The organism is Paenibacillus sp. Soil724D2 (assembly GCF_001427935.1).
Classification (GTDB): Bacteria; Bacillota; Bacilli; order Paenibacillales; family NBRC-103111; genus Paenibacillus_E.
Genome location: NZ_LMRY01000003.1, coordinates 85,649 through 110,463, shown reverse-complemented (window position 1 = coordinate 110,463; position 24,815 = coordinate 85,649). Strand labels below are relative to the sequence as shown.

19 protein-coding genes and 4 tRNA genes are annotated in these 24,815 nt (G+C 45.3%); 18 read left to right on the top strand and 5 right to left on the bottom strand.

The features are described from left to right. Positions 1-183 precede the first annotated feature (183 nt). From ASG85_RS05465 to ASG85_RS05455, 3 genes are all read left to right on the top strand, one after another. Positions 184-465: a CopG family ribbon-helix-helix protein gene (locus tag ASG85_RS05465; RefSeq protein WP_028553892.1), complete on the top strand. Its 282-nt coding sequence runs from the start codon at positions 184-186 to the stop codon at positions 463-465. A 3-nt stretch (positions 466-468) separates the two neighbouring features. Continuing rightward, positions 469-819: a type II toxin-antitoxin system PemK/MazF family toxin gene (locus tag ASG85_RS05460; RefSeq protein ID WP_028553893.1), complete on the top strand. Its 351-nt coding sequence runs from the start codon at positions 469-471 to the stop codon at positions 817-819. A gap of 135 nt (positions 820-954) precedes the next feature. Then, on the top strand, positions 955-3,249 hold the full coding sequence (locus ASG85_RS05455) for a Tex family protein (RefSeq protein WP_082587984.1): 2,295 nt from the start codon (positions 955-957) through the stop codon (positions 3,247-3,249). Between the two features lie 851 nt (positions 3,250-4,100). Here the strand turns inward: ASG85_RS05455 and ASG85_RS05450 are convergent. The 3 genes from ASG85_RS05450 to ASG85_RS05445 all read right to left on the bottom strand — a co-directional run bounded on the left by ASG85_RS05450 (position 4,101) and on the right by ASG85_RS05445 (position 5,648). Beyond that, the gene (locus tag ASG85_RS05450; protein ID WP_060645573.1) at positions 4,101-4,691 is read right to left on the bottom strand and encodes a hypothetical protein; all 591 of its coding nucleotides are present in this window, start codon (positions 4,689-4,691) and stop codon (positions 4,101-4,103) included. 252 nt (positions 4,692-4,943) lie between these two features. Next, a complete protein-coding gene (gene cmpA, locus ASG85_RS37620; RefSeq protein WP_090818813.1) occupies positions 4,944-5,108 on the bottom strand; it encodes a cortex morphogenetic protein CmpA in 165 nt (54 codons plus the stop codon). A 186-nt stretch (positions 5,109-5,294) separates the two neighbouring features. Continuing rightward, complete coding sequence (locus ASG85_RS05445; RefSeq protein ID WP_057304982.1) at positions 5,295-5,648, bottom strand: hypothetical protein; 354 nt, start codon at positions 5,646-5,648, stop codon at positions 5,295-5,297. 113 nt (positions 5,649-5,761) lie between these two features. Between ASG85_RS05445 and ASG85_RS05440 the strand changes: the two genes are divergently transcribed. From ASG85_RS05440 to ASG85_RS05425, 4 genes are all read left to right on the top strand, one after another. Continuing rightward, the gene (locus ASG85_RS05440) at positions 5,762-6,235 is read left to right on the top strand and encodes a SprT family protein (RefSeq protein ID WP_060645572.1); all 474 of its coding nucleotides are present in this window, start codon (positions 5,762-5,764) and stop codon (positions 6,233-6,235) included. A gap of 19 nt (positions 6,236-6,254) precedes the next feature. Further along, positions 6,255-6,330, top strand: a tRNA-Asn gene (locus ASG85_RS05435). A 7-nt stretch (positions 6,331-6,337) separates the two neighbouring features. Next, positions 6,338-6,426 (top strand) — tRNA-Ser (locus ASG85_RS05430). 154 nt (positions 6,427-6,580) lie between these two features. Further along, positions 6,581-8,323, top strand: a complete 1,743-nt coding sequence (locus ASG85_RS05425; RefSeq protein WP_060645571.1) for a methyl-accepting chemotaxis protein — start codon at positions 6,581-6,583, stop codon at positions 8,321-8,323. A 55-nt stretch (positions 8,324-8,378) separates the two neighbouring features. Here ASG85_RS05425 and corA read toward each other — a convergent pair whose 3' ends face one another. Further along, complete coding sequence (gene corA, locus ASG85_RS05420) at positions 8,379-9,308, bottom strand: magnesium/cobalt transporter CorA (RefSeq protein WP_060645570.1); 930 nt, start codon at positions 9,306-9,308, stop codon at positions 8,379-8,381. 150 nt (positions 9,309-9,458) lie between these two features. On the opposite strand from corA, the gene ASG85_RS05415 reads away from it, so the two are divergent. The 10 genes from ASG85_RS05415 (at position 9,459) to ASG85_RS05375 (ending at position 22,484) form a co-directional block, all read left to right on the top strand. Then, positions 9,459-9,530 (top strand) — tRNA-Glu (locus tag ASG85_RS05415). Positions 9,531-9,548: 18 nt separating this feature from the next. After that, positions 9,549-9,630, top strand: a tRNA-Leu gene (locus tag ASG85_RS05410). A gap of 640 nt (positions 9,631-10,270) precedes the next feature. Next, positions 10,271-12,097 (top strand): APC family permease, encoded by a 1,827-nt coding sequence (locus tag ASG85_RS05405; RefSeq protein ID WP_060645569.1) that lies wholly within the window; start codon positions 10,271-10,273, stop codon positions 12,095-12,097. A gap of 1,318 nt (positions 12,098-13,415) precedes the next feature. Beyond that, positions 13,416-13,493: a potassium-transporting ATPase subunit F gene (locus tag ASG85_RS39810; RefSeq protein WP_082562338.1), complete on the top strand. Its 78-nt coding sequence runs from the start codon at positions 13,416-13,418 to the stop codon at positions 13,491-13,493. 47 nt (positions 13,494-13,540) lie between these two features. Next, positions 13,541-15,211: a potassium-transporting ATPase subunit KdpA gene (kdpA, locus tag ASG85_RS05400; protein ID WP_060645635.1), complete on the top strand. Its 1,671-nt coding sequence runs from the start codon at positions 13,541-13,543 to the stop codon at positions 15,209-15,211. A 31-nt stretch (positions 15,212-15,242) separates the two neighbouring features. Continuing rightward, positions 15,243-17,285, top strand: coding sequence for a potassium-transporting ATPase subunit KdpB (gene kdpB, locus ASG85_RS05395; RefSeq protein ID WP_060645568.1), 2,043 nt, complete (start codon positions 15,243-15,245; stop codon positions 17,283-17,285). A gap of 28 nt (positions 17,286-17,313) precedes the next feature. Then, a complete protein-coding gene (kdpC, locus tag ASG85_RS05390; protein ID WP_060645567.1) occupies positions 17,314-17,877 on the top strand; it encodes a potassium-transporting ATPase subunit KdpC in 564 nt (187 codons plus the stop codon). A 75-nt stretch (positions 17,878-17,952) separates the two neighbouring features. Then, positions 17,953-20,253: a histidine kinase gene (locus tag ASG85_RS05385; protein ID WP_060645566.1), complete on the top strand. Its 2,301-nt coding sequence runs from the start codon at positions 17,953-17,955 to the stop codon at positions 20,251-20,253. 4 nt (positions 20,254-20,257) lie between these two features. Next, positions 20,258-21,820, top strand: coding sequence for a DUF4118 domain-containing protein (locus ASG85_RS05380; RefSeq protein WP_060645565.1), 1,563 nt, complete (start codon positions 20,258-20,260; stop codon positions 21,818-21,820). Further along, the gene (locus ASG85_RS05375; protein ID WP_060645564.1) at positions 21,786-22,484 is read left to right on the top strand and encodes a response regulator; all 699 of its coding nucleotides are present in this window, start codon (positions 21,786-21,788) and stop codon (positions 22,482-22,484) included. The genes ASG85_RS05380 and ASG85_RS05375 overlap by 35 nt, the downstream gene beginning before the upstream one ends. A 326-nt stretch (positions 22,485-22,810) precedes the next feature. Here ASG85_RS05375 and ASG85_RS37615 read toward each other — a convergent pair whose 3' ends face one another. Then, a complete protein-coding gene (locus ASG85_RS37615) occupies positions 22,811-23,272 on the bottom strand; it encodes a collagen-like protein (protein WP_057305124.1) in 462 nt (153 codons plus the stop codon). Positions 23,273-23,776: 504 nt separating this feature from the next. Between ASG85_RS37615 and ASG85_RS05365 the strand changes: the two genes are divergently transcribed. Next, positions 23,777-24,802 carry an HD-GYP domain-containing protein gene (locus tag ASG85_RS05365; RefSeq protein ID WP_057304992.1) on the top strand — a complete coding sequence of 342 codons (1,026 nt, stop codon included), beginning with the start codon at positions 23,777-23,779 and terminating at the stop codon, positions 24,800-24,802. The last annotated feature ends 13 nt before the right edge of the window (positions 24,803-24,815 follow it).

Below are 24,815 nucleotides of genomic sequence, written 5' to 3'. Positions count from 1 at the left end.
ATTTTTTGTTTTGCATGGAGAGGATTTTCCGAATTGGCCATCGAATACTATGTAAGTAGGATTCTTATATCCAAGTGTGTAACATATTTGATATACTGGATGCATATATCTATTGTATAAATTGGTTTTTGGAATGACATACTGGTAATATTGTCTTTGTATCGTTTCTGGGGGTGCGAAAGTGTGAGCAATGCGCATAATACGAAAAGGATCATGATTAGCTTGCCTGACAATCTGTTGCAAGAAGTGGATGGTATTGTCGAGAAGGAGAATTCTAATCGCAGCGAATTTATTCGCCAGGCAATGAAGCTGTATTTAATTGAACGTAAAAAGCGCAGTCTACGCGAATCCATGCAGCGTGGGTATATGGAGATGGCGAAAATAAATCTCAGCATGGCATCTGAAGCTTTTCAAGCGGAGGAAGAAGCGGACGGTACGCTTGATCGCTTAGTAAGCGGGGTGTAAGCAGTGATTGTCAAACGTGGTGATGTTTTTTTCGCAGATCTTTCGCCGGTTGTAGGGTCGGAGCAGGGAGGGGTTCGTCCTGTTCTAGTGATCCAAAATGATATCGGCAACCGCTTTAGCCCAACCGTGATTGTTGCAGCGATTACCGCTCAAATCCAGAAGGCGAAGCTTCCCACGCATGTGGAAATCGATGCGGAAACGCATGGTTTCGACCGAGATTCGGTGATTCTGCTTGAACAAATCAGAACGATCGATAAGCAACGGCTAACGGACAAAATTACGCATTTGGATGAAGAAACGATGCGCAAGGTGGACGACGCTTTGCAAATTAGTGTGGGACTGATAGAATTTTGAATAAGATCAGGAACGGACGAGGGTGATTGGTTCCCTCGTTTTTTGGTTTGTATACATACATAGGAATAAAAATGAATAGAAGTGGGGGAACTGTTTGTGGCAAATACGGAAGAGTTGAAGATTAAGGCTAATGAAATGGAAGAGCAACAGTTGAGCGAGACTGAGGGAAAGAAGATAAAGGCTAGTGAAGTGGATGAGACAGAGGGAAAAAAGACAAAGGCTAGTGAGTATGAGGAACCAAGGGAGAAAATACAGATCTCTGAAGAAAAGAAAGCAGAGATCCAGGAGCGTATCCTGAAGCAGATCTCTGCTGAGTTGCAGCTGCCCGCAGGCAAAGTGAAGACAACAATGGGGCTGCTTGATGAGGGCAACACGATTCCGTTCATCGCACGTTACCGCAAAGAGATGACAGGCGAGCTGGATGAGAATCAGCTGCGAGATATCGAGGAGCGCTTGCAGTATTTGCGCAACCTAGAGGATCGTAAGATCGAGGTTATTCGTTTGATTGATGAGCAGGGCAAGCTGACGGATGAACTGCGTAAATCGATTGAAGGCGCTGCGAAGCTGCAGGAAATCGAGGACTTGTACAGACCGTTTCGTCAAAAGCGCAAAACGAGAGCGAGCGTTGCCAAAGAGCGCGGTCTCGAGCCGCTAGCGGAATGGATTTGGAAGCAGCCTCGCCAAGGCTCGCTGGATCAAGAAGCTGCGCGTTATATTAACGCGGACAAGCAGGTAGGAAGCGCCGCAGATGCGATTCAAGGCGCAATGGATATTCTTGCGGAGAATATCGCGGATGATGCTAAGATTCGAGCTTGGGTGCGTAGGTATACGCATGATCAGGGGATTTTGCGTACCGAGGCCAAAGATGCTAAGGCTGAATCCGTATATGAGATGTACTATGCCTATCAAGAGCCTGTTAAACGTTTGCCGCCTCACCGCATTCTCGCGATTAATCGCGGGGAGCGGGAGGATGTCTTGAAGGTTGGTTTGGATGTTGCCGTTGATAGAATTCACGATTATATGGCTAGGCAGGTCGTCAAAGGCGATTCTGTTGTTCGCGAAGTGCTTCGCTCCGTTGTAGAGGATGCTTATAAAAGGTTACTCGCACCTTCGATTGAGCGCGAAGTGCGCGGTGAAATGACCGAAATGGGCGAGGAGCAAGCGATTAAGATTTTCGCGGAAAATCTACGGAATCTGCTGCTCCAAGCCCCGGTCAAAGGGCACGTGGTGCTGGGTGTCGATCCAGCTTACCGGACAGGCTGTAAGCTGGCCGTCATTGACGACACCGGTAAAATGCTTGAAATCGCCGTCACCTACCCGACGCCACCGAATAATAAGGTGGCGGAAGCGAAGGCGAAGTTCAAGCAGCTGATCAGCAAGCACGGCGTCGAGCTGATCGTGATCGGTAATGGGACGGCTTCCCGTGAAACGGAGCAGTTTGTTGCGGAGCTGATTGCTGAGATCAAAGAGCAGAAGCTCAAGTACTTGATCGTAAGCGAAGCGGGGGCGAGCGTATACTCCGCGTCGAAGCTGGCGCAGACGGAGTTCCCTGAGCTCGACGTAGCCGAGCGCAGCGCGATCTCGATCGCGCGGAGGCTGCAGGACCCGCTCGCGGAGCTTGTGAAGATCGAGCCGAAGGCGATCGGCGTCGGGCAGTACCAGCATGACGTTTCGCAGAAACGTCTGGACGAGAACTTGAAGGCCGTCGTAGAGTCGGCCGTTAACCATGTCGGCGTGGACTTGAACACGGCGTCCCCGTCCTTGCTCTCGTACGTGTCGGGCGTGAACGCGACACTGGCGAAAAACATCGTCAAGTATCGCGAGGAGAACGGCAAGTTCAGCTCCCGACAGGAGCTGTCGAAGGTTCCGCGCCTTGGCGCGAAAACCTTCGAGCAGTGTGTCGGGTTCATGCGGATTCCGGGCGGTCGGAACCCGCTCGATAACACCCCGATCCATCCGGAGTCTTACGACGTGGTGGATCGGCTGTTCAAGGAGCTGCGCCTGGAACTGGCGCAGCTTGGCTCACAGCAGCTGCTAGCGCTGCTGCAGACGCTGGAGCCAGAGGAACTGGCTCCTAAGCTAGGCGTAGGTGTCCCGACGATGCGGGACATCTTAGACAGCCTGCAGCGGCCTGGGCGAGATCCGCGGGACGAAGTCCCCGCGCCGATCTTCCGCACCGATGTGCTGCAGCTTGAAGACCTTGTGCCGGGCATGGAATTGACCGGCACGGTGCGCAACGTTATCGACTTCGGTGCCTTCGTCGATATCGGCATTAAGAACGATGGGCTGGTGCACATCTCCCAGCTCAAAAACGGCTTCGTGAAACACCCCATGGATGTAGTGTCCGTTGGGGACATCGTCCAAGTCTGGGTGCTTAACGTAGACGAGAAAAAAGGTCGCGTTGGCTTGACCATGAAAAAGCCTCAGTAATAAGAATCAGCAGCAGTTGGTAGCGTTATGCTCCCAGCTGCTTTTTTTGTTGGCCGATCGCTGGCCAATTAGAGCCTCTAAAGGCTGCTATTCCTCCTGTGTTATGCCATATTCGATAAATAGAAGCTCTTAGAGACTCTTATTCTGATATAAATAAGAATTTTAATAATGAAATTTACAAATAAGAGCTTTTAGAGACTTCTATTTCAATATTTTTGATCGAAATTGCTCAAATAACAGCCTTTAGGGACTCCTATTCGGGATCGAGGGGGTTTAGAGTGGGGCGTTACTCGTACGCCTAACCGATACCGTTACCAACATCAGCCAAACTCCACAACATCCTTCCTTGAGTTAATCTCACGCCCAATCAAAAGACGTTACCAAGATCAGTCTAATTCCACAACATCCTTCCTTAAGCTACTAATACGCCCAATCAAAAGACGTTACCAACATCAGCCAAACTCCACATCATCCTTCCTTAAGCTACTCGTACGCCTAACCAAGAGGCGTTACCAACATCAGCCAAACTCCACATCATCCTTCCTTAAGTTACTCTTACGCCAAAACAAAGAGGCGTTACCAACATCACTCAAACTCCACATCATCCTTTCTTAAGTTACTCTCACGCCCAACCAAGAGGCGATACCGACATCAACCAAACTCCACATCATCCTTTCTTAAATTACTCGTACGCCCAACCAAGAGGCGTTACCCGCATCAACCAATCTCCACATCATCCTTCCTTAAGTTACTCATAACGCCCACCTCCGAGCGTCATCTTCATCACCTACCCGACATCATCCTCTCCAACTAGTATCTTCAATACTCCCCAGCATGGGAGGTTAAAGAGTTTATTTATGAACTCGCCCCACATCCTTTAAGGAGTAAACCATCACATTCCGCTGACCAGCGACAAGAGATAGCATCCCCTCCAGGCATAGTCGTTTCAACCATTCTGCAGCGATACGAATATTTACATTGCATTCGGCAGCAACTTCCTGAAGTCGTACTTTGCCGCTGCGACGCTTGGCTATTTGGATGATTAGTTGCTTCCGTAACACCCACTTGTCAGCCTCTAGCAAGGCGATAGGTGAGAGAGGCGGTATTTTAGCAGCAGCCTTTCTCGGTAACAATGGATAAACATTATCTTTCTGAACTACGCTCATCTTGCCTTGCAAAAATCCCAGTTGCTCTTGAACATTATTGTTCTTACCTTGTACTAGTCCTACTTGCTCATGAACTTCACTTATCTTACCTTGCACCAATCCCAAGTGCCCAAGAACAGCGCTGTTCCTGCCCTCCCTCTCCTGAACTACCGCCATCTCTCTTAAATTCCCTCGATGAACCATCCATTCAGAACCACTCATCCAACCACCAAACCCATGACGCCCCAATCCAAGTTCACGCATTTTTCTTAACCAACCTCTTGTTTTACGTGGCATTATTATCGACTCCCCCTTTTTTATGTACGAAAAAAAGCACACCCGAACCGCAGAAATTCTGCAAGATCGAGTGTGCTTCACTCCGATAATCTATTACATTTATTTACAGTATAGAGGGCACATTTCAAATATGCAACCTTTTTTTAACAAACGTTTACTTTTTTCTGATTATAACACTTTACCCTGTTTCACTATATAAATCAGAATTGCAAAAAAGCCAGCACCCGCTCCGCGCAAGTACTAGCTCTTTTATCAAAATTTACGCTTGCCCGGTCCGTCCGTCGATTGGGTATCAGGCCACTCTTCTTGTGAGCGGCGGGTGCGGTAAAAGTACCAGCTATCATTCAGCAATCGGATTTGTCTGCGGTTTTTGTTCTGGAAGGCCCGCATTAATTGATTACAGAGCCATTGCGGCATATGCCCATCCCCTTCTTCGCCATGTAATAATAGCATATGAAGGATTTCTTCGATGGGTGCAGGTCCTTTTGATTTGCGTTACTTTTTGGGTTTGTCTTTCTTTTTTGCTTTGCCTTACTCTTGCTTTGCCTTACTCTTTGCTTTGTCCTACTTTTTGCTTTGTGTTTTTAATCGTACTCTTAAAGATTAACCCTCAAATTCCTCTTCATACCACTGTTCCAGTTGGGCTTGAAGCGCGCGAATTTCAGTCAATAAGGAAATAAGCGGATACGACTTTTCCTGGATGCCAGCGAAGGTCTTTTCCAAATGATTGATGTAATCTAAACCTTGAATGAGGGTATGCGCTGTGCCAACCAATTCCAAGTCGTCGCATTCTGCAATAACACGTGGAAGCTGAGGGACAGAGTCAGCGGTCAATTTCTCTAATTCTTTGTGTAATCTTTGATTCAGAGCTGTCAATTGATAAGAGTAGGAAGATGGCATTTCAACGAATTCTACTTGTTGTTCGAGCTTAAGAATGACATATCGCATTTGCGGCATAAGGGTGTTCAAATCCTTTCTTTAGAAAGCTTTCGATCTTCTTTTCTACTTGACAGTATAGCCGTACATACGGTACAAATTCAAGTGAGAACTTGTCAAAGGAGCGAATGGGGATGGAGGATCGGGAGCTGCAGCAATGGATCGAGCAGATCTCTATGGCATCGTTTGGGAGGCCTTTTGTACATCAGGCGCGATTTAACCGGAGGTTAAGGTCGACGGGCGGGCGTTATTTTACCAAATCCCATGATATCGAAATCAGTTGGATGCAGTGGGAGACGTTTGGACGAGATGAGATTGAGAAGATCATTAAGCACGAACTTTGTCATTATCATTTGCATATATTAAAGCGTGGCTACCAGCATCGCGACAATGATTTCAAAACCTTGCTGGCGCAAGTCGGAGGTACCCGGTTCTGTCGTTCGCTGCCGCGGGCTCCCCAGAAACAGTCCTATAAATATAGGCTGGAATGCGTCAATTGCAAAACCGAATACTTCCGCAAACGCAAAATGGATGTACGGAAATATGCATGTGGAAAATGTAAGGGAAAATTGAAATCGTATACACTTGACTTAGGGACGCCTTCATAATAAAATAAAACTTGTTCATTCCCTGATAGCTCAGTTGGTAGAGCACTCGACTGTTAATCGAGTTGTCACAGGTTCGAGTCCTGTTCGGGGAGCCATATCTTTGGAGAGATACCCAAGTGGCTATAAGGGGACCCTCTGCTAAGGGGTTAGACTGCGTAAGCGGTGCGAGGGTTCGAATCCCTCTCTCTCCGTATCCGAATTAGCTGGAAATAAGCTCAATGGCATTCATGCCGTTGAGCTTATTTTTGTTAGGTAATCACATTCATTTTTAACAGTTTTCTAACATCTATCAAATGATTTTCCGTTATAGTAATCAAAAATAGATGAATGATGGGGGCAAATTTTGTGGCAAAATTGTTATCTATACGTGTACGACTCCTTTTATTGCTAATAGTTCCATCCATGCTGTATTTAGGCACAAGTGTGTTTTTGCTGCAGCAAAGTAAGTCCAATACGAAAGTATTGGCTTCATCCCTTTATGAAACCACGAATAAAAGCACTTCGCTTATCTTGAATGCCGATCGTGATATGTATCAGGCATTGACAGCCTACCAGCTGTTGGTTTCGGGAACGTTAACTGCGGAAGAGAAGACGAAGCAGCTTAAAGCTTTAAAAGACAATATCGATCAAACGAATACAAGGGTTGGACAAGCAGCTGATATTATGAATGCTAAACAGTTATTACAAACAGCACATACAGAGACGAAGCTAACCATTGAGCAGAACATAGCTGGCTTTCATACGTCTTTTGACCAATGGGCGAAAGAAGCGAATGCTGTTGTTCAGTCTTCGAGCACAGGAAAAGGGATTATTAATGACGCTAAATTATTAGCAACTTTCGAAAAAGGCCGCGAGGGCATGAATCAAATTGGTGAAATTTTGGATGCCTATGCGAAATCAAGTATTGAAGAGATTGAGAATCAAAATGATAAAATGGCAAAAACGATCTACATATCTATCGCAATTATTATCATTTTGCTCATGACAGCAGGCTGGATGGTTATTAGTCAAATAATGAAAACGGTCAAAAACATCGTGAAAATTACCGGCCAAGTAGCGGCAGGAGATCTTCGTCATGAGCCTCAGGTTAAGTATACCAAGTGCGAACTAGGGAAAATTACAGAATCAGTAGATATTATGGTTTCGAAAATTAAAGGGTTGATCGGTACGATCGCTCACAATACGCAGTTCGTACATGACGCTTCCATCGAGCTCTCAGATAGTTCTAAGGAATCGGCAACGGCCTCTGAGCATGTCGCTACCAGTATTCAAGAAATGACGCAGGACGTCGAGACGCAGGCAAGAAGCAGCGCAGAAACGAGCCGAGCGATTGAGGAAATGGCAATTGGGATTCAAAGGGTGGCTGAAAATTCAGGCGTTATGGCAGAGCACTCCTCCCTAACTTCACGTCATGCCGAACTTGGCAATGACTTGCTTGGGAAGCTGCAGCAGCAGATCGTGAACATGCTGAAATCGGTCGAGCAGCTCTCACAAACGGTACAATCCTTAACACGTAAATCCGATGAGATTGGTCTTATTGCATCGAGCATTACCACGTTTGCGAATCAAACGAATCTGTTGTCACTGAATGCTTCCATCGAGGCAGCTAGAGCGGGTGAGCACGGCAAAGGGTTCAACGTTGTTGCGAATGAGATTCGTAAGCTTGCCTCGCAATCTATCGAGTCAGCAGAGGGAATTAATCAGTTGATTCATGAGACGAGAGTCGAGATCGCCAGTGTTTCTAATTCCATGAATGCAACCAAGCAGGAGGCTAGTGCCGGATCGAGCATGATGCAGGAAGTGAACCAAAGCTTCCATACTATCATGCAATCGGTGACACACATTGTGACCCAAATTCATGAGACTTCGGCGATCACCCAGCAAATGTCGGCAAGCTCCGAGGAGATTTCTGCGACTATGGACCAAGCGGCAGCGAGTTCCACGCATATTTTGAACAAATCCCAAGGGGTTGCTGCTGCAACTGAGGAGCAGTTAGCGATGATGCAGAATATTGCTGCTGCCTCCGAACAGCTCAGGTCTGTAGTAAATACTTTGAATGAATCTGTTGCTTACTTTAAAATGAAATAGCTGCTAAAAAGGCACTCCCTGTGATTGGTGGTTCACGGTGGAGTGCCTTTTTTCGTTAAAACCAATGCTTACGTTTGAAGTAGTACCACATAATACCGCTTAAGATGAGCATTAGAATCCAGACATACAGATACCCATAATCCCAACTCAGCTCGGGAATATATTTGAAATTCATACCGTACAGTCCGACGATAAAAGTCAGAGGAAGAAAGATCGTACTAAAGATCGTCAAAGTCTTCATAATTTCATTCATCCGGTCGGACTTCATACTCATTTGGAGCTCGAGAAGACCAGTTAGCGATTCCCGGAAAATGTCCAAAGAATCCACGACTCGTGAGATGTGATCCATAATATCCAGGAAATAGACATCATCTTCTTCACGTGTGTAGGGGAAGGAGTGGTGCGCGATAGCGGAAAGGGTAATTCGTTCCTCCACAATGACGCGGCGCAGCTGATGCATAGTTCGTTTGAGTTGGAAAATATCCTGTGCTATGCGAATCCTAGGGTTGCTATACACGGCCTGTTCCATGCTATTCAGGCGATCATCAAAATGATCCGCAACGATGGAATAATCATCGACACAACGATCGAGAATCGCATGAAGAATGGCTCCTGGATGACGTAATCGATCTTCGACTTCTTGGCAGGTATGGTATAGCTGATCTATGAAGGGGAGGTTGTCCTTGTATACGGTTATCACAAAATTTGATCCGATCACGATCCCTATTTCCTGTGGCTCAAGCTGCTTGGATACCGCGAAAAAGGTTAAGAAAACGTGATTCTTATATGTATCCATCTTCGGTCGTTGGTTCAGCTTAATCGCATCCTCAACGAGTAGAGGGTGGCACTTGTATAAGTCGCCTAAGACATGTTTAACCTCGTCAGGAGAGGGGTTCTCCATTCGCACCCAAGCTACTTCGTTCGGACCGGGAACGCGTACCGTTTCCTCATGGACCGTTCCATGGGTAGATTCATAAATTAGCATGAATGACAAGCACCTCGAGTATTTTGAATTGGACTCAGCATACCATATTTGCCCATAAGCATTCCAGATTTTGTACTTGTCAACTGCGACAGAATCTATTATAATTACAATTGTCGTCAAAATGGGCTGCAAAGGCTTACTGACATTCGTGGCCCGTTGGTCAAGTGGTTAAGACACCTCCCTTTCACGGAGGTAACAGGGGTTCGAGTCCCCTACGGGTCATTTTTACTTTACTACCTCGCGGTCGTGGTGGAACGGCAGACACACCATCTTGAGGGGGTGGCGCTCACAAGGCGTGAGGGTTCAAATCCCTCCGACCGCATCCCAGCTTTAAAATCTTAGTTCAATACTCTCACTTGTATTCAAAAGACGATCCAACGCCTTTAATGGCGCTGGGTCGTTTTTTTGTTTTTAACCGCGAATTAAAAAAAGCCCCGAAGGGCTTTACAGTAATAGTTGCAGTCCATATTCATGCTGCTATGTATTCTACTCATGTATCACATACCAAGTTCCGTGAAGCCGAATGTACCCCATTACATTCACTGACTTCGGTTTGAGCCACCAGAAAATCCGTTTCAAGGCTGCACAACCTTTCGTGTGGAGTGTAAGGCTCTTATGTTTAACAATTTAACTAATCAAATAAAGTGATGCGACGCCCAGTATTGGAACCACAATGAGCATGATCCCTAGTCGAACTGAAATTAAATCTTCGTGTGAGTACACGGAAGCCACAACCTTTCTATGTGTAGTACGATATTTATTCAATTTGAGTCTTGTCGAATCCTTTGATGAAAAAACACTACTTTTGTCAGCTCGCTCGATCGTTCAAAATATCCTTTGTCTGCTGCTGCATCCGAGTTTGATTATTTTAAGTTGAAGATCTGTTCCCAAAATTTATGATTCTTTTGTCACACAATTGGGTAAAATGAAATGAACTTAAAAAAACATGGCAGGTGTAAATCATGTTATCTGTAATTAAACGATTTTTAATCGGTCAGCCATTAAAGTCAAACGAACTAGGGGAACAGAAGCTTAATAAAAAGAAAGCTTTAGCTATCCTCTCTTCCGACGCTTTATCATCCGTTGCTTATGGGCCTGAGCAGATTCTACTCGTTTTGATTACTGTAAGTACTGCAGCTTATTGGTACACAATTCCTATCGCAATAGGCGTTCTGTTTCTTTTATTAGCACTTATTTTGTCATATCAACAAATCATATATGCCTATCCGCACGGAGGCGGGGCCTATGTCGTATCGAAAGAAAATCTCGGGATGAACGCGGGTTTATTTGCAGGAGGATCTCTTTTAGTTGATTACATACTAACGGTGGCGGTCAGTATCTCGGCTGGTACGGATGCCATTACTTCTGCCTTTCCGCACTTACACCCTTATAATGTAGTTATTGCCATTGCTTTGGTTATATTCATTACGATCTTAAATCTCAGGGGGATAACGGAGTCGGCTTCTATTTTAGCTTATCCTGTGTATCTATTTGTTCTGGCTTTGTTTATCTTAATTGGTGTCGGATTATATAACATTGTAACTGGGAATGTCTCAGCTGAACTGCATGCACCAATTGGTACGCCTGTTGCAGGAATCTCCCTGTTTCTATTACTAAGAGCATTCTCATCGGGCAGTTCTGCTTTAACAGGGGTTGAAGCTATCTCTAATGCCATTCCAAACTTTGAAGATTCAGCTCCAAAAAATGCATCCAAAACATTGATGGCTATGGGCTTGTTACTTGCCATTTTATTTGCGGGAGTCGTTTATCTAGCATATTACTATGGGATATCTCCTAAAGAAAAGGAAACGGTTGTCTCACAAATTGCTGCTGCAACGTTCGGCAGAAATTTCATGTATTACATCATCCAAGGTACAACCGCTATGATTCTTGTTCTCGCTGCGAATACGGGGTATTCTGCTTTCCCTTTACTAGCTGTTAATCTGGCTAAGGATAAATTTATAGCAAGGATGTTTACGATTAGAGGAGATCGGCTGGGGTATTCAAACGGGATCATTTTCCTGGCGGTTACATCGATCTTGTTAATCATCCTTTTCAAAGGAAAAACAGAGCATTTAATCCCTCTGTATGCTGTCGGGGTGTTCATTCCATTTACCTTAGCTCAGACGGGCATGCTGATGAAATGGATCCGTGAGAAACCGAAAGGCTGGATGGTTAAATTAACGATTAATTTAGTTGGAGCATTCATGAGCTTTACGGTCATGATGATTTTCTTTATTACCAAGTTTGGGCAGGTATGGTCCGTACTCATTTTCTTGCCCCTTATTGTTTTTATTTTTCATCAAATCAAAAAACACTACGAGGCCGTTGGCGAACAATTACGAATTACAACTTGTGAACCAGCGATTCCTATTGAAGGAAATGTGATGATTGTGCCTGTTGCGGGCATTACGCATGTGGTAGAGAACTCCTTGAATTATGCCAAATCCCTTTCGCCTGATCAGATCATCGCCGTTTATGTGGCTTTCGAACGAGACGCCGAGAAACAATTTGAGGAGAAATGGAATACGTGGCAACCCGATATCAGGCTGGTGACCTTGCATTCCCAATATCGGAGCATTGTTCAACCATTGACGAAATTTATTGATACGGTCGAGCATAAGGCGGCTGAATCCAATTTTCGGGTCACCGTCCTAATCCCGCAGTTTATTCCTAAGAAAAGCTGGCAGAATATTCTCCATAATCAATCCAGCTTACTTATTAGGGCTTTCCTGCTTTACAGAAGGAATCTTATCGTAACGACCGTGCCGTATCATTTGAAAAAATAGTAGGGTGACTTCATAGTAGCTACTCAGAGAAATAAGAGTCTTTGGGAGCTTCTATTTGCGTAGAAAGTGGCTAAAGGAGTGGGGTAAGAGCCTTTAGGGGCTCTTATTTGTCGTTGATAGGGCGGGAATGCTAGCTACTCAGAGAAATAAGAGTCTTTGGGAGCTTCTATTTGCGCAGAAAGTGGCTAAAGGAGCGGGATAAGAGCCTTTAGGGGCTCTTATTTGTCGATGATAGGGTGGGAAAGATAGCTACTCAGAGAAATAAGAGCCTTTGGGAGCTTCCATTTGCGCAGAAAGTGGCTAAAGGAGCGGGATAAGAGCCTTCAGAGGCTCCTATTTGTCGTTGATAGGGTGGGAAAGCTAGCTACTCAGAGAAATAAGAGCCTTTGGGAGCTTCTATTTGCGCAGAAAGTGGCTAAAGGAGCGGGATAAGAGCCTTTAGGGGCTCTTATTTGTCGTTGATAGGGCGGGAAAGCTAGCTACTCAGAGAAATAAGAGCCTTTGGGAGCTTCTATTTGCGCAGAAAGTGGCTAAAGTAGCGGAATAAGAGCCTTTAGGGGCTCTTATTTGTCGTTGATAGGGTGGGAAAGATAGCTACTCAGAGAAATAAGAGCCTTTGGGGGCTTCTATTTGCGCAGAAAGTGGCTAAAGGAGCGGGATAAGAGCCTTTAGGGGCTCTTATTTGTCGATGATAGGGTGGGAAAGCTAGCTACTCAGAGAAATAAGAGTCTTTGGGAGCTTCTATTTGCGCAGAAAGTGGCTAAAGTAGCGGGATAAGAGCCTTTAGGGGCTCTTATTTGTCGATGATAGGGTGGGAAAGCTAGCTACTCAGAGAAATAAGAGCCTTTGGGAGCTTCTATTTGCGAAGAAAGTGACTAAAGGAGCGGGATAAGAGTCTTTAGAGGTTCTGAGCTTATCCTTGGTCGTGGATTAAGGTAAGCCCCAAAATGGAGTTGATTGTATGTAAACAATGGGTTCTGCGAGCAAAAAAGAACTTAGCTTCCTTTCGGATCGCACTTACTTATTTGAGCATTCTGTGGCGTATATCTCTTTCTAATTTCAGCATTTTTATGCTTTTTTTATACGGATGCTATAGATTCTTTACCTCATTTTTATACGGTTCGGCGTTACAATGTTTCAGGGAAGCACTTGGTTCTGTCTGACTTCAAGGAGGTGTGTTATGTACAACGATGTAACGATGGTTTTATTAATGGCATTAACATTTCTAGGATTTTGGGGGTTTTCAAACTATTGTGAAAAAGCGTGAGCTCATGTACTGCAACGAGGTTATTGACCAATCCATTTAGGAGGCAAACATATGATTGTTATCGGACTAATTGCATTTGCCATCATGGTGTATCTCGGTTTTGTTCTAGTGAAACCAGAGAAATTTTGAGCGTAGAATATAAGCTTATATAAGCAAGGAGAGAACCTACTATGGGTATGGGATTGTTACAGGTGGTCATTACACTGGGTATTATCATACTTTTGGTGAAGCCTGTGGGGAGTTATTTGGTTAAAGTGTTTGGAAATGAAAAGAGTCGTCTTGATCGTGTTTTTGGTCCTTTTGAACGTGTATCCTATCGTTTGATGGGGGTTAAAGAAGAGGAAGCAATGGGCTGGAAAAAGTATGTAGGAGCCGTCTTATTACTCAATTTGGTCATGATGCTTTCGATATATGCGGTATTTCGACTTCAAAAATACTTGCCTCTGAATCCAGACAGCATTGGTAATATGCCTCCGGCTTTAGCTTTTAATACAGCTGTTTCTTTTATTACAAATACGAACTGGCAAGCATACAGCGGTGAAAATTCATTGTCCTACTTCTCTCAAATGGTGGGGATTACGTTCCCCATGTTTACATCGGCTGCAACTGGATTTGCAGTGGCGGTTGCATTTATTCGCGGTTTAATTGGCCGTCAAAATAATCTGGGTAACTTCTATGTGGATATAACCAGAGCGATTATAAGGGTGTTTCTACCGCTTAGCTTCATTGTTGCCTTAGTCTTAGTATTTCAAGGTATTCCGCAAACATTGCTGGGAGCCGTACAAGCTACAACAATTGAAGGCGCTCAGCAAACAATTACTCGTGGGTTAGTGGCTTCGCTCGAATCCATTAAGCATATTGGTACGAACGGTGGTGGTTGGTTCGGTACGAACGCTGCGCATCCTTTTGAAAATCCAACCCCTGTGTCTAACTTAATCCATATTATTTGTATGATGCTGCTGCCAACATCTCTGGTGTACGCATTCGGGCTAATGATTAAGAACAAAAAGCAAGGCTGGACGATCTTTGCTGCTATGGGGATCATTTTTATCGTGATGTTATCTACGGTATTCTACGCCGAGTATCGCGGTATAACTGCGGTTGATGCGATGGGTGTACACGGCAACATAGAAGGCAAGGAAGTAAGGTTCGGGTTGTCTGAGACTGCCCTATTTACAGCTGTAACCACGGCTGCAACAACAGGCAGTGTAAACGCGATGCATGAATCGCTCACACCGCTCGGAAGTATCGTTCCTTTTGCAGAAATGATGTTGAACAATGTGTTCGGTGGTAAGGGGGTTGGGTTGTTAAACGGCTTGCTTTACCTCATTTTATCGGTTTTCATTTGTGGACTTATGGTTGGGCGAACGCCAGAGTTTTTAGGTAAAAAGATCGAGGGGAAAGAAGTGAAGTTGGCGGCAATCGCTATTCTGATTCATCCGCTTATCATTTTGGCACCGATAGCGTGGGCGCTTATTCGGCCAGAATCCGTTACTTCGATAGCCAATCAGGGGATGCACGGGTTGTCGGAAGTGCTGTATGCTTTCACGTCAGGTGCTGCCAATAACGGCTCCTCTTTTGGTGGATTAAGCGCCAGTACGAACTTTTACAACTTGGGTATCGGTATGGTCATGCTGTTTGGCCGTTACATTTCAATCATCGTGATGTTGGCCATTGCTGGTTCACTTGCTACTAAGCGTGTAGTTCCTGTTACGACAGGCACATTGCGCACAAATACACCCTTATTTATGGGAATTTTAATCATGATTATTCTAGTTATTGGTGCTCTAACGTTCTTCCCGGCGCTAGCATTGGGGCCGATTGCTGAACACTTGGCTGCGCGTTAAAGGATAAACGAGATAGAGAGGAAGGATTTACATGGCTGTGGAACGTAAAAAAACAATGACAAAAGAAATCATGAATCAAGCTATCGTTGATTCGTTTAAAAAATTAAATCCTTGGGTGATGATCAAAAATCCGGTTATGTTTGTGGTTGAAATCGGTACGGTCATTACGCTTCTGCTTTCACTTGCACCAGATCTGTTTGGTTCCACAGAAGTAGGGCGGGGTTATAATATCGCTGTGTTTTTGATCTTGCTTTTCACCTTGCTTTTCGCTAACTTCGCGGAAGCTTTGGCTGAAGGGCGAGGTAAGGCACAGGCCGATTCATTACGGAAGACGAAATCAGATACGATGGCTCGTTTGGTTCAAAAGGATGGTTCTTATAAGGAAGTGTCTTCGACTTCTCTTCGTAAGGGAGACGTGGTCCGCATTGAAATCGGTGAGATCATCCCATCCGACGGTGAAATCATTGAAGGCTTAGCTTCAATTGATGAGTCAGCGATTACGGGCGAATCCGCTCCTGTTATTAAGGAAGCGGGTGGCGACTTCTCATCCGTAACAGGTGGAACACGGGTCGCTTCTGACTTTATCGTTGTCAAAGTGACGACGGATCCCGGTGAATCATTCTTAGATCGCATGATTGCACTCGTGGAAGGCGCCAAACGACAAAAAACACCGAATGAAATTGCGTTAACAACGCTGCTTGCTGTACTGACCTTGATCTTCTTAATTGTCATTGTGACCATGGTGCCGATGGCGAAGTATTTGGACGTGAAATTGGAGATTTCCACACTGATTGCTCTGCTGGTCTGTCTCATTCCTACTACAATCGGAGGTCTCTTGTCAGCTATCGGTATCGCTGGTATGGACCGTGTGACACAGTTTAACGTACTTGCCATGTCAGGTAAAGCGGTTGAAGCTGCAGGCGACATCGATACGATGATCCTAGATAAAACAGGGACGATCACCTTCGGGAATCGGATGGCTTCGGAGTTTGTCCCAGTGAATGGATTAACTGCTAAAGACATCATCTTTACTGCCCTGCAAGCATCAGTGAAAGATGAAACTCCTGAGGGACGCTCCATTGTGGAGCTTGCGAATAAGCTTGGGGAGACGTGGCAAGCAGATAGCTATCAAAATGCTGAAGTGGTGGAGTTTACTGCTGAAACACGAATGTCAGGGCTTAATCTAACGGATGGTAAACAAGTCCGCAAAGGTGCTGTCGACGCAATTAAGAAATATGTAGCAGCTATAGGCGGGAAAATTCCTAGTGATTTAGAAGCCATCACAAACCGAATTGCCAAAGCCGGAGGCACTCCGCTGGCAGTAGCAATTAACGAACGGATTTATGGCGTTATTTACCTCAAGGATACGGTAAAACCTGGCTTGAAGGAACGATTTGCTGAGCTTCGCGCCATGGGAATCAAAACCGTCATGTGTACAGGGGATAACCCGCTAACAGCTGCGACGATTGCGCTTGAAGCGGGTGTTGACGAGTTTATCGCTGAGGCGAAGCCAGAAGATAAAATTGCAGCGATTAAAAAAGAGCAGCAAGAAGGTAAACTGGTAGCGATGACAGGGGACGGAACGAATGACGCTCCTGCGCTTGCTCAAGCCGATGTAGGTTTGGCGATGAATTCAGGTACGATGGCTGCGAAAGAAGCTGCCAACATGATCGATTTGGATTCCGATCCGACCAAGCTGCTTTCTGTCATCTCGATAGGTAAACAGTTGCTGATCACTCGCGGAGCTTTAACAACATTTTCAATTGCCAACGACATTGCCAAGTATTTCGCGATCATTCCTGCAATGTTTATCTTAGCTATGCCGCAGCTGCAGGCCTTGAATATTATGAATCTGGCTTCGCCGGAATCGGCCATTTTATCAGCGCTCATTTTCAATGCAATCATCATCCCACTGCTCATCCCTATTGCCATGAAGGGTGTTAAGTACCAGGCGATGTCAGCAAATAAATTGTTGTCACGTAATATTCTGCTCTATGGTCTAGGCGGTGTGGTCGTGCCCTTCATCGGGATTAAAATCATTGATATGGTACTTCACGGATTAAATATCGTTTAAAGAGAAAGAGAAACGAGGAGATAGCTTTATGAAATCGGTTTTGATAGCTGTTCGTGTGTCTATATTTTTCATGATCGTCTGTGGGCTTATCTATCCACTCGCAACGACAGGTGTTGCTCAGATCCTATTCCCTAAACAAGCGAATGGAAGTCTCATAGAATCAGGCGGTGTCGTGATAGGATCGGAACTGCTGGCTCAAGCCTTTGAGTCTCCAAAGCTTTTCCAACCAAGAGCATCGGCTGCCAAGTATGATCCGACTGCCTCATCGGGCTCCAATACAGCGGTGGCTTCAAGCGATTATGCTGCGGCAATGGCAGAGAAAATTGATGCCTTGAAGCAAGAAAATCCTAATCTAACGGAAATACCAGCCGACTTAGTCACTGTCTCCGGTTCCGGTTTTGATCCGGATTTGTCTCCGGAAGGGGCTAAAGCCCAAGTGCCGAGAATTAGCAAGGAAACGGGGATCTCTGAGAAAAATCTCAATGACCTCGTTGATAAGCTTTCAAAAACGCGCCAACTCGGGGTTTTCGGTGAGCCTAGAGTCAATGTGACCGAATTAAATATGGAACTGCTTAAGCAAGTGAAATTGTGAGGTAAGCAGGCAGCCACTCTCGTTTATAATGAGAGTGGTTTCTGCCCATTTTAGGGATAGGGAGAAGGTTGCCATTTGGATGGTTTCAAAAGAAAAACACCGGAAGAAATTCTATTATCCATCTCTAAACTGCACCGCGGCACCTTGAAAATCTATATCGGCGCAGTCAGTGGCTCAGGTAAAACCTATCACATGCTTCGCGAAGGGCAGAACCTTAAGCAGCAAGGGATCGACGTGGTTATTTGCGCCGTATCGACGCTCCAAAGACCGGAAACCGTAGAACAATTGGGGGATCTGGAAAGGGTCCCCAGTATTCATTGGGTCAAAGATGGGGTCGAGCAAAAAGATCTCAATCTGGATGCATTAATCGAAAGAAACCCGGAGGTCGTCCTTGTAGATGGGTTAGCTCATTGTAATCGAGAAGGCGCACGGTTTCCGTCACGGTTAGACGATATCAAGTTTTTAATTTCAAATGATATTAGTGTAATTACCACGGTAAATGTGTATGAGCTGGAAGAGGCGATGGAGGTTGCTCATAAACTAACAGGTGTTGAGGTGGGACACTGTGTTCCCTCGGATACGTTGGAACTCGCTGATGAGGTTCGGTTAATCGACGCGACGCCGGAAACAATATTAAATCGATTGGAAGAAGGCCATTTAAAGGGGAATAAAGATACGGCTTTATTCAAACGCGGTAATTTAGGCGTGCTGCGAGAACTGGCTCTTCGTCTTGTTGCCGAGGATGTTAATGATTCTTTGGAAGAACATCGCGAACAAATGGGGATTCTGGGTCCATCTGGAGCGACAGAACGCATCCTTGTTACGACGCAGTATCATTGGAACGGTTCTATTTATGTGCGCAGAGGACAACAGATCGCTAAACGATTGAATGGTGATCTTCATGTGGTTACGCTGCGTAATTTCAATAAACCGCTCATCAAAGAAGCGGCCGCTTTTCGCAGGTCCATTATGAAGCTTGTCCAAAAAGTAGGCGGCAAATTTGAAGAACTGCCTTTTCGGAACCGTCGCAGCATCCCTCAAATATTGGTGGACTATGCGATAGCTCATCATGTAACCCGCATTGTGTTAGGTCATTCTAAGCAAACAAAGTGGCAAACTTTTATACAAGGATCGGTCATCAATGGCGTGTTAAAAAGAACTAGAAATATCGATGTGTTCTTGATTGCTGATCGTGCTTCTCAGGAGGGTGAGCGCATTCTGCCTGCCCATATCCACTCGCTGAAGGAACCTTACAAATATAAGCGTTTGAGCAAACAAGAAGTAGAGGAGAAAATCGAAAAAATCAAACGCGGGAGATTTAAAGTCTATATTGGAGCTGCCCCTGGAGTCGGCAAAACGTATACGATGCTGCGGGAAGGCAATGATCTGCTCAAAAAGGGGATTGATGTGAAGATTGGCTTACTTGAAACCCATGGAAGAAAAGAGACAGTCGCACAGATCGGCGAACTTGAAGTCATACCCAGGGCAGAAATTAAGTATCAAGGTGTAAAGCTGGAGGAAATGGATACAGAAGCAATTATACATCTTCGACCTGAAGTGGTTTTGGTTGATGAATTAGCCCATTCGAATGTACCCAGCAGTAAGCATAAAAAACGGTATGAAGATGTGCTGGAAATTCTGGAAGCGGGTATATCGGTCATTGCAACCGTTAATGTACAGCACTTGGAAAGCTTAAATGATGCCGTGGAACAAATTACGGGTATTCGCGTTCGGGAAACGGTTCCCGATAGTATTCTTCGTATGGCGGATGAAGTGCAGTTAGTCGATGTTGCCCCTGGGGCCTTACAGCTTCGGATGAGAGAAGGTAAGATTTATACGATGGTAAAGGTAGATCAAGCGTTGAACAATTTCTTTAAAACGGGGAATCTAATCGCTTTACGGGAACTCGCGCTTCGCGAAATCGCCGATGATGTAGATGAACGTTTGGAATCTATGGAGCGCAAGAGCTCACTTCGCGGCCCATGGCGAAGAAAAGAAGTTATTTACGTGTGTGTCACGGAAATCTCACAAGCCGATCGCTTAATTCGTCGCGGCTTTCGGATTGCGCATCGACTTAAAGCAATATGGCATGTAAGTTTTATTGCGATGGGAGGCGCAGAGGAGTGGAAGCAGAAGCTAGAGTCATTAGAGAGGTTGACGAATAGGCTTGGAGGCGAGTTTTCGTATCAAGAGGTGGCTAACCGCAACCAAATTCCGCAGGTGTTTGCTTCCAGAGCAAGTGAAGCGGGAGCCACTCAAATCATTGTGTGGAAAGACGCTATTGTCAAAAGGCTTGTGCCGCTTGCTAGTACGATGGATGTGCTGATTGTTGCCGATTATGAGATGTGGCAAACTTCTGGAAATAGGGTAAAATGAAAACATGGTAAATAAAACAAATGAATTTGGAAGCTGGAAATCTTATGTTAATACAGCTCTTTTTATTGCTGCTGTAACCTTATTTCTAAAAGCTTTTGGCCCTTTTTTTGGTCTGGTTAACATTGCCCTTCTATATCTATTTCCTGTTCTTTTTAGTGCTGTACGATGGGGGAGGGGACCTTCCTTTTTTGCTGCGGGAATGGGGGTTTTATCGTTTGATTTCTTGTTTGTACCTCCCACTTTTAGTCTAACGGTTTCAGATCTGCGTTATTTGATATCGTTTATTGTTTTTTTATCAGTTGCTGCCCTAACGGCAAACTTAGCTTCTAAACTGCGGAGTCAAATTCATCAAGCTCAGCAGAGAGAAGCAAGTACGGCTGCTCTGTATGCGCTAAGTAGTAAGATTACCGCTATTTCAGACTTAGATGTCCTACTTAATCAAATAGTTCAGCATGTTTCTGATACGCTTGATGCCAAGGCTGCAATCATTTTACCCAACCAGTTGGGTGAACAGGAGTTGGAAGCCTACTCCAAGGATGGCGGAGATTGGGCCTATGATGAATCCCACCTGTCTATAGCCGCATGGGTGAACAAGCATAATTCCATTGCGGGTCGAGGGACTCTTACATTGGGGGAATCATCGGATCTGCATGTCCCTTTAGCTACGGATCAGCAGGTCCATGGCGTGCTTGCTGTTCATGTGGGCGATAGAAATCTGTCAGACATGTCGGAACTTATTCGGATCATCGAAGCACTCTCGGATCTTGCAGCCGTTGCGATATCTCGCGTTAAACTTGCGAATGAAGCCAAGGTGGCGCAGTTAACCGCGGAATCAGAGAAGCTGCGTACCGCGCTGCTGGACTCGCTTTCACATGAACTGCGAACGCCTCTGGCAACCATCATCGGTTCAGTAACCGGACTTCTAGAAGGGGAAGACGTCTTCAGTCCTGAAGATCGACGAGAGTTATTGCTTACGACACGTGAGGGAGCTACCCGGATGAACCGGTTAGTAGGCAATTTACTGGGTATGGTTCGGATTGAGAGCGGCATGCTGCGTTTAAATAAACAGTGGTGCGGGGTAGAGGATATTGTAGGTGTTGCGCTTACGCAATTGAATGACGCTTTGCTGCACAGAAAAGTAAACATACATCTTGCGCCAGATCTTCCATCAGTGCCTATGGATGAGGTTCTTATTGAACAGGTGTTGATTAACGTGATTAGTAATGCCATTAAGTATTCGCCTGATGGAAGTGAAATTGTGATTGAAGCGGATCACAAGCAAGACATGCTTGATTTGACCATCAAAGATGAGGGTGCTGGCATTGCTTCAGGCGATTTGGAACGGGTATTCGAGAAATTTTATAGAGGCCATTTAACCAAACATATCCCAGGAACAGGGCTAGGGCTTGCAATCTGTAAAAGCATTGTCGAAGCACATGGCGGCCATATTGCAGCTATGAATAATGGGGATCGAGGAACGGTTATTCGGATAAGCTTGCCTTTACAATTCGCTGAGAAAGACGGGGATGGGAATGACAACCACAGGGGCGAAGATCTTAATCATTGATGACGAACCGCAAATTCGAAAATTACTGCGCGTCACTCTTACTGCACACGGATTTGAAGCAGCTGAAGCTTCCACCGGTCAAGAAGGCTTGCTGCAGGCTACGATGGTGCGCCCTGATTTAATTGTCTTAGATCTAGGATTGCCTGATATGACGGGCATGGAAGTGCTGGCGCATATCCGTGAGTGGTCGCAGGTGCCCATCATTATTCTTACGGCTCAAGACCAGGAGCAAGATAAAGTTGCTGCATTGGATCGCGGCGCTGACGATTATGTAACGAAGCCGTTTGGCATGGGCGAATTTATGGCCCGCATGCGAGTTGCCTTACGGCATATCGCCAAGACGCAGGATGAACCAGTGTTGAAACTGGGTCATTTAGTTATTGATTTATCTCAGCGTAGTGTAGAGCTAAATGATGAGAAACTCAAATTAACACCGACCGAATACGATTTGTTGAAAGTACTTACTTTGAATGCTGGACGAGTAATGACACATAAACAATTGCTCAAACAAGTTTGGGGCGGTCAGCAGTATGAATCAGACAGCCAATACTTGAGAGTGTATGTCGGTCATCTGAGGAAAAAGATTGAAGAGGACCCGACAAGACCGAAGTATATCCTTACGGAGCCTGGGATCGGATACCGATTTACTTGGCAGGAAGGTTGAAGAAAAGAAGGCTGTCATCCTCTTGATGAGAATGGCAGCCTTCTTTATTTACATATAGGAATTTAGGGTCCATGAAGTGAGTAAGGCAACTGAAGTTGCTTATTTGTCTTAATAGTCCCTGTTATGATTACATAGGCAAGCTAGGTGTGCTTATCTCTGGCTAATACGCTCTGAAATTAACGTTTAACAGCTAATAAGCACGCACTGTGGTCTAATATGACGAGATGCTTCGATATTAGAGTCAATAAGCAAACTAAGTTTGCTTATTTATTTCTAGCTAGCTCGCTACATGAAAAAATGGCACAGGGTTTTCTTTTTGTATTATTTTAACAAGTAAATGAGTCGATGAAGCGCAAATCGATACCGAAAAACATCCAAGAGAACCCAGTCCAACGGAAGCCTGCGATCGAATTGCGTCCGACAAAAGTAGGGAAATACCAGAACTGTTGACCGTTGCTGAGCCAGACATAGGTGAAATTAAACAAGCAGCGGCGAATACCACCCGGGTCTACGGCATAAGCGGAGGCACCTTCCGCTTTAAACGGCTTCTGCGGTGTATAAGCTGGAGGCGCGGAAGTGGGGGCTTGCTCTCCTCCTTGCTGTTGGCCCGGGAAGCCGGGTTGGCCAGGAAAGCCAGGTTGGCCCGGGAAGCCAGGTTGGCCTGGGAAGCCAGGTTGGCCCGGGAAGCCAGGTTGGCCCGGGAAGCCGGGTTGGCCTGGGAAGCCGGATTGACCTGGAAAGCCAGGCTGGCCAGGAAAACCAGGCTGCCCGGGAAATCCAGGAGACATGCCGGATTCGGGAAAGCCAGGCTGACCAGGTTGCCCAGGGAAACCCGGAAGTCCGAACATGCCGCCTAAGCCGCGCGGATCATAAGCTGGTACCCAAGCGTAAGCTTGCGGTACAGCATAGCCGTATGGATAAGGTGCAGTTTGTGGGTAAGAAGCAGGGTAGAACTGTTCAGTAGTTTCAGGCTGTATTAATTCAGTTTCCAATTCACGAAGCTCATCTTTTTTGTTAATTGAAGCCATTGCGCAATTTCCTCCTTAGGTAGAAGCGGATTAGTCGATACTTACTATATGCAGCAGGGTAGACGGATGTCACGATGTGAATATGGCGTCAATTGAACATCAAAAGCAGACCAATAGTCCTACTTTTGATGGTTTATAGGAATGGTGTAGGTGATTTAGCCTACATTCTCCAATAAAATATGGGATTTCGACCCATAGATTGTACTAATTTTGTCGTATATAATTGAAAATGGTTATATTATGAAATAATTGGAGCGAGCTTTATTGAGAGAACTATTGGGTAAGATGTTGAAATACGATGTGACAACAAGCCATGGACTTGTCTTAGTGCCAAGTCAATCGGTTCTCAATCAAGAGCATTTGGATTTGTTTCGGCAGCATCGCATTGACTTTATGGGTATCACTACGACAACCATGCATGAGCATAAGCTTGATTCTGTATCCCCACCAGATTCTTCTCAACTCCTTGTCCAAAAAGCTTCTCAATATGCCAAGGACTTATTCGAGCGTATTCAATCGCAGAAGAAGATCCCGCTGCTGGAAATCAAAAATGATTTGATTCCTATCGTTCTGCAGACTACTGAGAACCCCGATTTATTTCAATTATTTGAAGCTGTCAAAGCGAAAGATGAGTATACGCATCAGCACAATATTGGTGTAGGCATACTCTCAACGCTGATTGGCAAATGGTTAAATTGGGCTGACAATGAAGTGGCGTTATTATCACTGGCAGCTACGATGCATGATGTTGGTAAGATCAAGATTTCACAAGAGATTCTATTGAAGCCGGGGAAATTAACCACCGAAGAGTATGACGAAATAAAGCGGCACACGATTCTAGGATATAACATGCTTAAGGAAACGGTAGGGATTAACTACAGAGTTGCGCTAGTTGCGCTACAGCATCATGAGCGGGCAGATGGCACGGGATACCCCTTGCAATTAAAGGATAGCCAGTTGGATCGAATGAGCCGAATTGTTGCTGTTGCCGATGTTTTTCACGCGATGTCATCGAAGAGGCCTTATCACGAAATGATGCCCTTTTACGAGGTGGTAAGTCGGATGAGGAAAGGCTTTTTCGGAGAGTTGGATCCCCACATCGTATCTGTATTTCTTACCAATATCATACAGAATTTGATCGGCAGGACTGTAAAGCTAACCGACGGACGTTGGGGAGAAGTCATTTATATTAATCCTACGGATGATACGAACCCGCTTGTTAAGATTGACGAATCATTTCTGGACCTAAGTCGAGAAAGACATATCCATATAAGTGAAGTTGTAATATGAGATCGTTTGACAA

Bases quoted from the DNA above. Each gene is read 5' to 3' on its own strand.
- corA (WP_060645570.1), bottom strand. From the start codon at position 9,308: ATGCTAATTTATGAATCTACCCATGGAACGGTCCATGAGGAAACGGTA.
- ASG85_RS05445 (WP_057304982.1), bottom strand. From the start codon at position 5,648: ATGCCGCAAATGCGATATGTCATTCTTAAGCTCGAACAACAAGTAGAA.
- ASG85_RS39810 (WP_082562338.1), top strand. From the start codon at position 13,416: ATGATTGTTATCGGACTAATTGCATTTGCCATCATGGTGTATCTCGGT.
- cmpA (WP_090818813.1), bottom strand. From the start codon at position 5,108: ATGCCGCAATGGCTCTGTAATCAATTAATGCGGGCCTTCCAGAACAAA.
- kdpB (WP_060645568.1), top strand. From the start codon at position 15,243: ATGGCTGTGGAACGTAAAAAAACAATGACAAAAGAAATCATGAATCAA.
- ASG85_RS05405 (WP_060645569.1), top strand. From the start codon at position 10,271: ATGTTATCTGTAATTAAACGATTTTTAATCGGTCAGCCATTAAAGTCA.
- ASG85_RS05440 (WP_060645572.1), top strand. From the start codon at position 5,762: ATGGAGGATCGGGAGCTGCAGCAATGGATCGAGCAGATCTCTATGGCA.
- ASG85_RS37615 (WP_057305124.1), bottom strand. From the start codon at position 23,272: ATGTCTCCTGGATTTCCCGGGCAGCCTGGTTTTCCTGGCCAGCCTGGC.
- ASG85_RS05380 (WP_060645565.1), top strand. From the start codon at position 20,258: ATGGTAAATAAAACAAATGAATTTGGAAGCTGGAAATCTTATGTTAAT.
- kdpA (WP_060645635.1), top strand. From the start codon at position 13,541: ATGGGATTGTTACAGGTGGTCATTACACTGGGTATTATCATACTTTTG.
- kdpC (WP_060645567.1), top strand. From the start codon at position 17,314: ATGAAATCGGTTTTGATAGCTGTTCGTGTGTCTATATTTTTCATGATC.
- ASG85_RS05455 (WP_082587984.1), top strand. From the start codon at position 955: ATGGAAGAGCAACAGTTGAGCGAGACTGAGGGAAAGAAGATAAAGGCT.
- ASG85_RS05450 (WP_060645573.1), bottom strand. From the start codon at position 4,691: ATGCCACGTAAAACAAGAGGTTGGTTAAGAAAAATGCGTGAACTTGGA.
- ASG85_RS05375 (WP_060645564.1), top strand. From the start codon at position 21,786: ATGACAACCACAGGGGCGAAGATCTTAATCATTGATGACGAACCGCAA.